The sequence below is a fragment of the Kitasatospora sp. NPDC093806 genome (genome assembly GCF_040683335.1).
Taxonomy (GTDB): domain Bacteria; phylum Actinomycetota; class Actinomycetes; order Streptomycetales; family Streptomycetaceae; genus Kitasatospora.
This window is the reverse complement of record NZ_JBFBDO010000016.1, coordinates 39179-51804: the sequence shown is the minus strand read 5'-3', so window position 1 is coordinate 51804 and position 12626 is coordinate 39179. Positions and strand designations below refer to the sequence as shown.

The window sequence follows — 12626 nt, the reverse complement described above, 5'->3', positions numbered from 1 at the left end:
GCGGAGAATCACGCTACGTGGTGGTAGGAGCCGCTACAAGGGTGTGGCAGTGGGGAATGGGGCCATTCGAGGACCGTTCGAGTGCGGCGCCCGAGTGGAACCCGGCGATCCCTGCCCGAAATCGGGCAGGATCTTTGATCTCCGCGCGTCCCCCGGCCTAAGCTCCCCACTCGTGTCCAGCTCACCCGGCCCCTCGTACCCTCACGAAGACCTGCTCGCCCACCTCACCCGGACCAGCCCGCTCGGGCCCCGCGAGGCGGCGCGGGTGGTGGCGGAGGTGCTGGCGTACTTCTCGGAGACCACCGAGGAGTACGTCCGCCGCCGCCACGGCGAGCTGCAGGCCCGCGGCCTGACCAACGAGAAGATCTTCGCCCGGCTCGCCGAGGAGCTCCCGGCCCGCCGCGTCGCGGCCCCCGGGCTCTCGGCCCGCCAGCTGCGCCGGATCGTCTACGGCTGACCGGCCCCGGACGCCCCGTCCCGAACGCCCTGCCCTCTGCTTCCAAGGAGTCCACCCATGTGCGGAATCGTGGCCTACATCGGCCCCAAGGACGCGACCCCCTTCCTGCTGGAGGGCCTGGCCCGGTTGGAGTACCGCGGCTACGACTCGGCCGGCGTCGCCGTCACCGGGCGCACCGGCGGCATCAAGAGCCGCAAGGTCAAGGGCCGGGTCGCCGACCTCGCCGCCGACATCCCGGCCCGGTTCAAGGGCACCACCGGCATCGGCCACACCCGGTGGGCCACCCACGGCGTCCCCAGCGACGCCAACGCCCACCCGCACCTGGACAACGCCGAGCGGATCGCCGTCGTCCACAACGGCATCATCGAGAACGCCGACGAGCTGCGGGTGCGCCTCACCGCCGAGGGCGCCGTCTTCCGCTCCGAGACCGACACCGAGGTCCTCGCCCACCTGATCGCCGCCCACGCCACCGAGGGCGTGGAGCTGGAGGAGGCCGTCCGCGCCGCCCTCGGCAAGGTCGTCGGCACCTACGGCATCGCCGTCCTCGACGCCGAGCAGCCCGACCGCATCGTGGTCGCCCGCAACGGCAGCCCGATCGTGCTCGGCATCGGCGAGAAGGAGATGTTCGCCGCCTCCGACGTCTCCGCCCTGGTCCGCTACACCCGCCAGGTCGTGCACCTGGAGGACGGCGAGCTGGCCACCGTCCGCGCCGACGGCTTCCGCACCTTCACCGAGGACGCCCGCACCACCCACCGCCAGCCGTCCACCGTCGACTGGGAGATCGACTCCTACGACACCGGCGGCTACGAGCACTTCCTGCTCAAGGAGATCCACGAGCAGCCCGGCTCGGTCGAGCGCACCCTCAGCGGCCGGCTCGACGAGCGGTTCGCCACCGCGCACCTCGGCGGCCTCAACCTGGACGCCCGCGAACTGCGCGAGATCCGCCGGGTCAAGATCCTCGGCTGCGGCTCCGCCTACTACGCCGGCGAGATGGGCGCCCAGCTGATCGAGGAGCTCGCCCGGATCCCCGCGCACAGCGAGCCCGCCTCCGAGTTCCGCTACCGCAACCCGGTCATCGAGGCCGACACCCTCTACATCGCGGTCAGCCAGTCCGGCGAGACCTACGACACCCTCGCCGCCGTCCAGGAGGTCAAGCGCAAGGGCGGCCGGGTGCTCGGCGTCGTCAACACCGTCGGCAGCGCCATCGCCCGCGAGTGCGACGGCGGCATCTACCTGCACGCCGGCCCGGAGATCTCGGTCGCCTCCACCAAGGCGTTCACCTCCACGGTCGTCGCCTTCGCGCTGATCGCCCTGCACTTCGGCCGGATCCACGACCTCTCGCCCGCCGACGGCCGCCGGATCGTCTCCGCCCTCAAGGCGCTGCCCGACCAGATCCGCGAGGTCCTCGCCCAGAGCGACGCCATCGCCGAACTCGCCGCCGAGTACGCCGAGTCCGAGGGCATGATGTTCATCGGCCGGGTCCGCGGCTACCCGGTCGCCCGCGAGGGCGCGCAGAAGCTCAAGGAGATCTCCTACGTCCACGCCGAGGCCTACCCGGCGAGCGAGCTCAAGCACGGCCCGCTGGCCCTGATCAGCCCCGAGCTGCCGACCGTCGCCCTCGTCCCGGACGACGAGCTGCTCGACAAGAACCTCACCACCCTCGGCGAGATCAAGGCCCGCTCCGGCCGGGTGCTCGCGGTCGCCCACCGCCGCCCCGACGCCAAGCTCGCCGACCACTGCGTCCTGGTGCCCAAGAGCGAGCCCGAGCTGGACCCGCTGCTCCTCAACATCCCGCTCCAACTGCTCGCCTACCACGCCGCCGTCGCCCTCAAGCGCGACGTCGACAAGCCCCGCAACCTCGCCAAGAGCGTGACGGTGGAGTAGTACCCGCCGACGACGCGACGGGGCCCGGGGGAGTGGTGGACTCCCCCGGGCCCTACGGGTGTTCGATCACTCCTCGCCGTCGAGGTCCAACATCAACTGTTCCGCCTCGCCAGTCGCTTCGGGCAGCTGGGCCGCGGGCGCGGCCGGATCCACCACGTCGTCCTCCTCGTGGGGGAGCGCGTACTGGTCGGCCAGCCGGGCGAGGTGCAGGACCAGCGGCAGCCCGAGCGCGTCGCGGTAGTCCTCGCCGAACCGCTGCTGGTGGACGAAGGCCGCCCAGGCCTCGGCGTCGTCCCCCGGCTGCAGACAGGCGACCGTGAACTCCAGCAGGCTGGGGTTCCAGGCGTTCGCCGTGGGCCGGTGGGCGTCGCGGCCACCGGGGTTGACGTGTGGGGTCAGCTTGGCGTCGTCGTTGGTGATGCCGGTCTGGGTGCTCGACTTGTCGGCCGTGCTGTAGAAGACGCGCCCGGGCGACTCCGGCTCCGTCGGGACCCAGAGACCCTTCGCGATGCCGCCGCGTCGCTGTCCGGCCAGCTCCGGGGTGAGTTCCTCCCGCTCCGCCCACCACTGCGCCGTCTCGTCCCGGGTGGCGTCGGCGACGCGGACGAGCCGCAGCCCCTTGCCGTACGCCCGGATCCGCTGCGCGGGACCGCCGTCGAGACCGAGGCGGTCCGGCGTCAGGCCGTCGTTGCGCAACCAGGGCCAGCGCTTGCGGACGTCCTGGGCGTGGGCGAGCACCAGCGTGGGCGTGCTGCGGAGGCGGTCCAGCGTCTTCTTGACGAACGCCGCGGTGTGGGCGGACTGTGCCTCGGCGGTGCGCAGTTCGTCGGCGCGTACCCGGCCGGTGAGCGACCTCAGGAGCTCGGGGTAGGGGACCCATTCGGGCAGGTCGGTGCTTCGGCCGAGGACGCAGCCGTCACCTGGGCGGATCAGTACCGCAATCGGGGTGAACTGCGGCTTCCCGGTGGGGCCGTCGCTGCGCCGCTCGACCAGGTGGAAGGCGACCTGGTTGAGTTCGGAGGGGATGAGCTCGCCCAGGGAGTGCTGCGGGACGAGCCGCAGGCCGAGCTGTCGGAGCCCGTCCGCCCACGCGGCATCGGCCCGGATGGCGGCCTCCGCGCCGGCCTGCTCGGGGTCGGCGTCCGGATCCAGCGGCCGGATGAACTGGGTGACCAGCCCGGCGTCGGCGCAGCCGAGGCGGATCGCGTGCTTCGGGTCCATCCGCCGTTTGGCGCCGCGGAACACCTCCCCGCCGTCCAGTTCGATTAGGGCCAGTCGGGCACCGGGTACCCGCTCGCGGAGCGCGGCCGCCTCGGCGGCGATCAGCCGGCGGCGGACCGCGATCGCTTCCTCGTGTTCCGCGCCGATCCGCGGGACGCGATCGCGACCGAGCGGCGCGCCGAGTGCGCCCAGCGGGTGGGCGTGCAGCCGAACGGTGAGCTCGGGGGTCTTCCACGTCCAGGTGTCCGAGTCGTGGCCGGCCCGGGCGTCCGTGAGGCCGAGTCCCTTCTCGGCGGCGGCGACCAATCGGTCGCGCTGACCGTCGGACTGGTACAGCAGGACGCCGACCAGCTCGGCGCCGGGCAGTGCCTCGGCCACCGCAGCGCGCCGGGTGGCGGCGTTGGCTGCCGACACCCGCCCGTGTGTGTCGAGGATCGCGGCCAGCTTCTCCGGCGCCGTGTCCTTCTTGGGAATGGCCGGCAGCTTCCCGAGGTGCTTCCGCGGAGGCCGGGCGAGCCGGCTGCGTTCCAGGTGCGGGACCGGCAGGAGGTCAGGGAGGAGCGCCTGTTCGGCCCATTCGACGAGCCTACGTCGCTCACTGGGCATCAGACCGGCATTGACAACGTGCGAGCCCATGGCCGTCTGGTGGCCGACGGCGAGTCGGACCCCGTCACGGCCGTGGACCCAGGCGTCGGCCTCCTTCACCAGCCGGTCCGGGGAGGGGAGTTCACCGAGCGCGGTGACGGCGGCGAGCAGACCACCCGCCCCGCCCTGGCGCCAGCCGGTGGCGCCGTTGCGGTACTCCAGCGTCGCGACGGAGAAGCGCTGAGAGGCCGGACCGTTCGGGATCAGGGAGGAGTCCGGAAGCAGGTAGACCGAGGCGCCCTTGCGGTAGGGGAGCCAGACCTGGCCGCTGACGAACCGGCGGACACCCGTGCTCAGGTGGACCCGGGGGACCGGGGAGAACGGAACGGTGCGCACGGTTACCCGGAGCACCGCCGAGTAGTACGCGGGCGAGCCGGTGCCACGCTTGCCGCGGAACTCGATCGGCGGCCATGACATCAGCTCCGCGCCGCCGCTGCCCGCGCCCCTGGACCCGCCTAGTCCGGCCACCTGGTGGAAGGCGAGCCGCTGCCCACCGTGCTCGTATGGGGCCTGCGCCGCGATTCGGGCGGCGAGGTGGTCGGCCAGCAGCCGGTAGACGTGCGGCGCGGGCTCCGCCGTGCCGCCCGGGGAGAGCCGCCGTGCCAGCAGGTCGATCGTGCGGGCCTGCCAGCGCAGCGAACCGGTGTCGAGGTCCCGGAAGCAGTCCGCCAGCCGGCCGGCGCCCTCCGGATTGTCCGGAACGCGCTGGAGGCTCCGCAGCCAGGCGGCTACGAAGAGGTTGGTCACAGGCTGCGGGTAGGCCTGCGCGCAGTAGAGCCAGGGGCGTTCGGCCCCGAACGTGGCGGTGCCGTCGACCGTCACGATGTCGGGCGCGGTGGCCCGAAGCAGCTGGTTGATCTGCTTGGTTGGGACCCGTCGGGGCTGTCCCTTGCGATACTCGGTACGGCCGCCGGCCCGCAGGGCCAGCAGCGGCTCCTGCCATGCGGCGGGCAGGTCGAGGCAGTGCATGGGCACGGTGAGGCCGCCCCGGTCGGGATCGGGCCGGTAGGCCGCGGTCCTGATGCGCTGGTACTCCACGGGTGTTCTCCTTGCCGGGGACTTGGTGAGGGTGTGGGTGAGGCCGGTCAGCCCATGTCGGCGAGCGCGCGGTAGAGCGGCTCGTACAGCTCCCGGACGAGCGACTTGTCGAGGGCGGTGGGTTCGGCGGCGTCCTCGTCGACGGGTTCGTCGAAGTAGGGGGCGAGCACGGAGTGCATGCTGGCCAGCAGGCTGGTGTCGGGGGTGTCCGCCGCTTGAAAGCCGGCTTCCCGGGGGGAGAACGCGGCGTCCACGAAGACCACCCGGGCGGGCACACCACCACGGACCAGGCGCCCGATGACCTGCCACATCACGACGAGCTGGTCCCAGGTGAAGGCGGTCTTCTCGTCCTCGCGCAGGCTGGACCAGGCGAGTCGACGGGTCAGGTAGCGGGCCCACTGGCGGAAGGCGCTGCTGCGGAACGCGACGGCGGCGCGGTCCGGACTGGCCGCGGCCAGCGCCGCCTGCCGGAAGGTGCCGTCCAGGTCGCGCAGTCGGCGGGCGGCCCAGTCGTTGATGGTCTGGACGGCGAGTGAGATGTCGTCGGGGCGGGGGTGCGGCCGGGCCAGGAAGTAGACGCTTCCGATCGCGGCCTTGCCGGAGCCGAGCACGATGTTGTGCCCGCGTTCCACCGCGAGCAGCGGCGCGACCAGGACCTCCCCGCCGGTCCGGGGAAACGTTCGGACGTCCCCTCGGGGGAGGGTGCGTACGGCGGAGTCCTGCGGCAGCCTCGTCCAGGCATGGTCGGCGTCCGCGTCGTCGGAGACGAGCCGGGTGACTCGGCCGGTCCACTCGGGGATCTGGTTGATGAACTCCGCGGCCAGGCGCGCCTCGTCGTAGCTGCCGACGAGCAGCAGGAGGCGGCGCCGCTCCGGGTCCTCGATCTCACCGAGTTCCGTGTCCAGCATGCTGAGGGAACCGGGCAAGCTGCGGTCGGGGACGGCGAGCTGCCGGAGCATCTCCAGCAGCGCCTGCGGACGCTCCTCGGGGTCGCAGCCGGACAGCCGGAGGGGCCGGGGCCGGTCGCCGCCGGGCCAGTGGAGGAACTCTTTGCGGAACTCGGTCCGCAGGACGGCCGCGACCTCCTCGTCCCTGGGCCGCAGGACAGCGCCGACCTCGGTGTGCAGGTGGAACCGGCTGGAGGTGCCGGCCCAGCTGGTGGCGGACATCAGCAGGACGTTCGGGCCCGGCCGGCCGTCGACGGCGCACAGGTCGCCGAGCCGGACGAGCAGCTCCCGCCCCACCCCGTTGCAGTGGAAGAAACGGAGTTCGCCGCTGCGATCGCCGTCGCGTTCCCGCTCGTCGAGGCGGAACTGGAAACCGAGGACGTTGCCCATCGGCGACTCCGGGATGACCGCTTCGTAGTCCTTGGGCGGCCTGCGGGAAAGCACGTTGGAGGCGCTCTCGAGGTGGAGTGCGGCCTCGACCCGGGGCCAGAGCGTGGTCATGAAGTCGAGTCGACTGTGCAGGGCGGCGAGGATCAGGGTGAACTCGAAGCGCCGGGCCTGGACGTCGATCCGGTCGAGCACGCCGGACTCGCGGCCGACGAGGCCCTCCAGGGTGTCGCGCAGCCGGTCGCGGGTGCGTGCCCCGTGGGGCGCGTGCAGCAGTTCCAGCGCGAGATGGACCAGGGTGTTGACGATGGGGGTGACCTCGTCCGCGGAGGCCGGGCGCTCGTGCAGAGGGTCGTCCCGGAAGTCCTGCAGGGCGTGGTCCAGGACCTGGGCCTCCTGAGGTGGTTGCTGTCCCTTCCCGCGGCCGGGGAACCAGCTGTCGAGCAGGAGGTTGTGCAGGGTGAACGCACTGAAGTAGTCGACGCTGATCCAGTTCCGCAGCCGCTCGTCCTTGACCAGGAGCGCGTAGAGGCGGTCGGTCGCGGCGCTGACCGTGTTCACCGCGTTGCTCCAGTCGTCGACGTCGCGCGCCGAGAGCTGGAGCCGCCCGTCCCGGGCCATCTGCTGGAACTTGTGGACGGCCACCTCGTCGAACCAGGAGTCGGGGGACCGGCCGACCAGGGTGCTGGCGGGCGCGAAGGCGGTGTCGAGCTGCATCTGGACCCGGTCGGCCTCGTCGACGATCACGAGATCGCTGAGCCGGCAGGCGAGTTCGAGGTAGCGCAGCTGTTCGTCGTGTTGATGCTGGGGGACCGTGCTGTGCACCAGCCCGGCCGGGGTGGCGACCCAGACCTGCGCGTCGACCAGGTCACGGGCACCGCGGTGGCGGGGGCAGCGGTTCCACAGTGGACAGAGACGTCGTTGTGGCTTCGGCTGGTCGAAGCGACGGCCGGTCGGATTCTCCTCGTCGAGCCGCGGATCTCCGACGGGCGTGTCCGGAACTGTGAAAAGCCCGGTGCACGGCGCCTGCCGGATGCCGAGTGGGCGACGCGCCTCCAGACCGCGCAGGGCGTCCACCGGGCATGCGCTGCTCAGGTACGCGAAGCCCGGGTGGTCGTGGCCGAGCATGGTCTCGGCGCCCGCCGCCGTTCGACGGTGCAGACGGCTGAGGTTACGCTCTCGCGTGGACTGGCCGAGGACGGGCGCGGCCCGCACGCCGAGACGCTCGAACTGGGCCACCACCGCGAGGGTTTCGGCGACGTCGCCGACCACGATGGTGACCCGGCGGTCCGGGGCCCCGGAGACCACGTGATAGGTGAGGATGTCCCGGAGGGTGGACTTGCCGGCGCCCACCATCCCCACCAGATGGAGCAGCTGCCCGATCCGGAGTCGTCGGCCCTCGACGAACCGGCCGAGCTCCTCGTCGCGGATCAGCAGCCGGACCCGTTCGAGACGGCCGGACCAGTCGCTCGGGGCCTCACCCGGTGCGGCGGCCTCCGCGGCGTCCATCGCCTCGGCCGCCTTGACGAGGTCCGCCCAGTCGATCCCGATGGGCGCGCCGCGGCCGGAGGGGAGGGTGCCGAGAGCGTGCGGGCGCGGCCGGACGTCGGTCAGCAGATCCTTGGGGAACACCACCGAATGCATCCGGTCGTCCACCCGGAAGGTGTACTCGCCGGGCTCGGCAAGGGGCGTGGAGCGGGTGGCGTACTCGGGTGCCAGGCCGAGGATCTCCTCGAAGACCTCGAACCGCTGGGCGGCGCGCGCCGGCATCCGGCGGCGGGGGACCGACTCCGGTCCGTCCAGGTCGAAACCGCGCAGTTCCTGCGGCACCGCCAGGTAGGAGGTGAGGGACTCCACCCAGGCGGTGCGGCGGCGCAGGTCCCAGAGCCGGTGGCGGGCGCGCAGGACTCGCAGCCGCTGCTCATCGGTCCGCACGTCGCCGAACACCTCGCTGTACGGGTAGCCGCCGAGCAGCGGCCACACGTCGAGGGCGGTGCGCATGGGCGTCACGCTCTGCAGGAGGTGGAGACCGAGTTCGACGTCGAGGAGGTCGGCGGGCCGGAACGGGCCGAGGCTCTCCGGCCAGACCTCGCGGAGTTGCTGCGGGGAGCAGCGTCGGTGCCAGCCACGGCGGTCACGCATGGGTGTCTCCTTCGGCGGGGGTGTTCGTCGTCCCGGGGCGGGCGGTGGCGAGGGGGCCTGACGTCTCGGCTCGGACCAGGCGCAGGAAGGCCCGGTCGTCAAGCAGCTCGAAGCGGTCGGCGAGGTCGGCGGGCAGATGGCGCCGGAACTGCCGTCCGTACGCCTCGTTCTCCCGGAAGCGGTAGTGCGGGACGACCAGGAAGGCCCGGTCGTACGGAGGTTCGGCGCGCAGCGGTGCGACGGTGCGGGCGAGCAGGACGGGGTTGACCCGGTCCTTGACGTCCACCGCCCAGTGCCGGCCGTCCGGCAACGGGACGCGCAGGTCGTAGGCGTCGAACTCGGGCCACATCTCGGCGGTGATGCCGAATTGTCGACGGAGCGCGGCCTGGAGGTCGGTCTCGGCCAAGCCCGGGCTCGTGACGAACATCCGCAGTGGACGGCCGAGTTGGAGCAGCCCGCCGTTGTCGGCGCGGATCGGCCTGCCGCCGTTGCCGGTGCCGTCGCGACGGCACCGGTCGAGTTCGCACCGGTATCCGCCGTCGGACAGCGGGACCATGAGGCAGCCGCAGCGCTCGCACGTCCTTCCGGAGCCGTTGACCAGGTAGGAGGCCGGCACGGGTTCGTAGCACCGCTTGAGGACGCCGTGGAGCAGCATCCCGAATTCGGGGTCGCCGCCCAGCAGGGCGAGTTCGGCGGCGGTCAGGACCGGCTTGGTGGTGAGCAGGGTGCGGAAGCCGGTGTAGGCGCGCGGGCTGCGGGCGGCCCGGCAGGCGGCGATGGCCTGGTGGAGCAGCTCGTTCTCGATCAGCTCGGCGGCGGGGTCGGCGGCGTCGACCTCCCACTCCAGGCAGAGCTGGGTGGGCAGCCTGGTCTCGGGGTCACAGAGGAAGCGTCCGGGTGGGCGGGTTTCCGGGGGCAGCCGGAGCGGCCAGCCGGCGAGCGGGCGTTCCCGGGCCCAGCGGGCCAGTTCGGGGACGCTGCCCGGTGGGTCATCGCCGTTGCGCAGACAGTGCAGGACCAGCCGGTTGTAGGCGTTCTGGACCTTGGCCGGGTAGACCGGGTTGGGCACGGTGCGTCGTCGGGAGAGTTCGGCGAGGGCGGAGGCGAGCTCCCGGAGCAGGGCCTCGTCGGTGTCGGTGGTGGTGTTCATGCGGCGCCCTCCTCAGCGGGGACGGTGGAGATGGCTCGGGCGGTGTCGGCGGTGGCGGAGTCGGGACACCACCTGGACACCGGGCACTGCCGGCAGTGGTTTCCGGGACGTGCGGCCCAGGACCGGTCGTCCCGCCACGGACCGGCGAGCCGGCGCAGCACGGACCGGGCCCTGGCGAGCCGCTCGGGATCGGTGGGGTCGATCACGTGGGGGTGGGCACCATCCGGCCGGAGGATCTCCACCTCCACCCGGGAGCCGGTCGGGTCGCCGCCGAGTGCACCCTCCGCGAGCAGCGTGACGGCTAGGGCGAGCTGCGGGTAGCGGTCCAGCAGGTCCTCATCGGGGCGTGGCGTCCGGCGGGTGGTTTTGAGCTCCCGCCATACCCAGGAGCCGTCCTCCCGATAGAGCAGGTCCGGCTTGCTGATGACGAGCGCCTGGGCCGCGGTGTCGTGGACGGCGCGCACGGCCTCCGACTCCACCTCCTCGATCAGTGCGGAATCGTGGAAGGGGCAGGCGTCGACGTGGTGCAGCAGCATGGCGCGCCCGGCCTCGGCGTCCGGGTCCGGCACCTGCCACCGCCCGGAGGTCCAGTTATGGCCGGGCGGCGGCATGTCGGCGACCGAGCAGGGCGGGTGGCCGGGGCGGCGGTGGAGCCGGTCGATCCAGTCGTGCACGGCCTGGCCGAGCTTTGCGGCGTCGGTGTACTCGTCCTCCTTCGGCAGGTGCAGCCGGCGCAGGAGCGCCTGGGCCGGGCAGACGTCGTGGTAGCGGAGAGCGCTGGCCGAGACCTCGCGCAGCGGCGCCCGTTGGGCGGAGATCGCGAGGACACCGGGGATCCGCGGTACGGCGGCGCACCCGGTGAACAACTTGCACTCCGCGCACGCGGAGCCGGGGCGGGCCTCCCCGCCCTGGATGACGGCTCGGACCTGCGGGTCGCCGTGGGCGTCGTAGTAGGCCTTGGCCTCCTCGACGGTGCCCTCGAACTGGACCACGGACGAGCCGTCGTCCAGACCGACCTCGACGATCCGGACGCGGCGGGGCCGGGACGCGCGTCCGGTCGGCCGGAACTCCTCCCGCCAGCGGCGGGGCCAGGCGGACTCGGTCCCGAAGGCGGCGGCGTAGGCGGCGATCGCGATCTCGCCGGGAGTCGACGAACGGGCGCCACCATGGCGGAGCCGTCGGAACTCGCGGACCGAGCCGTCCGGCGACCGGTAGCGGCGCCACCAGGCGTACAGCTCCCAGCGCAGCCCGTTCTCCCGGCGGACCACCCAGTACGGGCGGACCGGGACGAGCCCCGGCGACTCCTCGCGGGCGACGTACCGCCGCACGGCGTGCTCGGTGTAGGCGCGGTGTGCGGGGTGCAGCGGCCGCTTGCGGACGGCCAGCGAACCGAGGGCCTGATCGGGTGACGCCCCGCCGAACTCGACCAGGTCGAGAACCTCGGCGACCGGCCCGATGGTGAAGGTCTCCAACGTCTCGTCAGGAAGCTGGGATGGCACGCGCAGGGTGACCGCGGGGTGCGCCTTGGCGGCGTCCCGCTCGGGACAGATGTGGTTCTCCTGACCCCCGGTTCCCGGGCCGATGCGTACCAGGCGGTCGTCGCCGACCATCCAGTGCGGCCTGCGCCAGCGCGTGCGGTCGCCCATGCCATCCCCTTCCATGACGGTGGGGCACCGCGTCTCGCCACGGTGCTCCGTGCCACGACCATAGCGCAAACTTTGGAAGTGTTTGGATACGTTTCTTGGAAAGTATTGGTTGATCTTGGAAGTCGATGGGTGATGCATTAGGCTGCCGCCATGGCCGCATCAGTCGAGGAACTCGAAGAGCGCCTTGCCGTCCTGCGCGCCCAGTGGCGGGAGTCGCGGCGTGCCGGCGACAAGGCTGAGAGCGCGCGGATCCGCAAGCAGCTGCGCGCGGCGGAAGAGGCCTGGGAAGCCGCGTTGGACGAGGAGGAGGTGGCCGAGGCCGCGCCCGTCACCGCGCGTCCACCGGTCGAGCAACCGCAATCGACCGGGCGACCGGGGCAGGGGGCGATCCCGGTGCGTGAGCAGGTGTACCAGGCGCTTACCGTGCTCGGCGCGCCCGCGTCGCCCAAGCTCATCTCCTCGGCGTACGAGGCGTTCTTCGCCGAGCCGCTGATCGCCACCAAGCTGGCCTCGCTCCGCCGTGACGAGGAGCGCTCCTTCACCGCCCAGGGGTACTCCCGTCCCTACTACATCTGCGCCGCCCTGAATCACGACCGGCTCACCCCTGCCCGAGGCCTGCTCGCCGTCTCCGTCTGGCCGCTGGAACGGCGCCTCAGTACCCCGTTGGGCCAGCGTGCCGACTTCCTGCGTCACGCCATCGGCACCGCCGAGCAGATCCAACGGCTCACCGACGCGGGACATCCGCCGTCCGAAGCCGCCTGGCGACTGCTGCGACGCTTCGCCCTCACCATCCCCGGCGCATACGACGAGGCCGCCCGGCCGGACCCGGCCCGGGTCCTCTCCGCCGCGCGGACCGAGAGCTCCGTCCACCAGGCCGAGGACGACCGGGAGCGGGTCGTGGCGGCGCGCCGGGCGCGCGAACAACTCAGCGACGTCCAGCAACTGTTCGGTACCCGGGAGCTGCACGACGCCCTCCGCAGCGGAGGCGGCGCCCCGTAGCCGCCCCGGTGCCGCAGGAGATTCGCGCCGCCCCCGGACCCCTCGAACCTTTCGAAGACGAGACGATGCCTCCTCAGCAGCCCGAACCCCCCGACCGACTCTCCCGATTG

The 12626-nt window shown here is 72.4% G+C and carries 7 protein-coding genes; 3 read left to right on the top strand and 4 right to left on the bottom strand.

Features of this window, described 5'->3' with window-relative positions; genetic code table 11:
- Nucleotides 1–172 precede the first annotated feature (172 nt).
- Complete coding sequence (locus AB0N76_RS11615) at nucleotides 173–457, top strand: hypothetical protein (protein WP_363555751.1); 285 nt, start codon at nucleotides 173–175, stop codon at nucleotides 455–457.
- 57 nt (nucleotides 458–514) lie between these two features.
- A complete protein-coding gene (gene glmS, locus AB0N76_RS11610) occupies nucleotides 515–2341 on the top strand; it encodes a glutamine--fructose-6-phosphate transaminase (isomerizing) (protein WP_363555749.1) in 1827 nt (608 codons plus the stop codon).
- Nucleotides 2342–2407: 66 nt separating this feature from the next.
- Here the strand turns inward: glmS and AB0N76_RS11605 are convergent, their stop codons facing one another.
- From AB0N76_RS11605 to AB0N76_RS11590, 4 genes are read right to left on the bottom strand one after another with little or no spacing between them, the layout of a single operon-like run.
- Nucleotides 2408–5245 (bottom strand): DUF3962 domain-containing protein, encoded by a 2838-nt coding sequence (locus AB0N76_RS11605; RefSeq protein ID WP_363555747.1) that lies wholly within the window; start codon nucleotides 5243–5245, stop codon nucleotides 2408–2410.
- Between the two features lie 47 nt (nucleotides 5246–5292).
- Nucleotides 5293–8721 carry a signal recognition particle gene (locus AB0N76_RS11600; RefSeq protein ID WP_363555745.1) on the bottom strand — a complete coding sequence of 1143 codons (3429 nt, stop codon included), beginning with the start codon at nucleotides 8719–8721 and terminating at the stop codon, nucleotides 5293–5295.
- Nucleotides 8714–9871 carry a hypothetical protein gene (locus tag AB0N76_RS11595; RefSeq protein WP_363555743.1) on the bottom strand — a complete coding sequence of 386 codons (1158 nt, stop codon included), beginning with the start codon at nucleotides 9869–9871 and terminating at the stop codon, nucleotides 8714–8716. The genes AB0N76_RS11600 and AB0N76_RS11595 overlap by 8 nt, the downstream gene beginning before the upstream one ends.
- Nucleotides 9868–11517 (bottom strand): PD-(D/E)XK nuclease family protein, encoded by a 1650-nt coding sequence (locus AB0N76_RS11590; RefSeq protein ID WP_363555741.1) that lies wholly within the window; start codon nucleotides 11515–11517, stop codon nucleotides 9868–9870. The genes AB0N76_RS11595 and AB0N76_RS11590 overlap by 4 nt, the downstream gene beginning before the upstream one ends.
- A gap of 150 nt (nucleotides 11518–11667) precedes the next feature.
- Here AB0N76_RS11590 and AB0N76_RS11585 point away from each other — a divergent pair, with 150 nt between their 5' ends.
- Entirely contained in the window at nucleotides 11668–12516 is an 849-nt protein-coding gene (locus AB0N76_RS11585; RefSeq protein ID WP_363555739.1) for a hypothetical protein, read from the top strand.
- The last annotated feature ends 110 nt before the right edge of the window (nucleotides 12517–12626 follow it).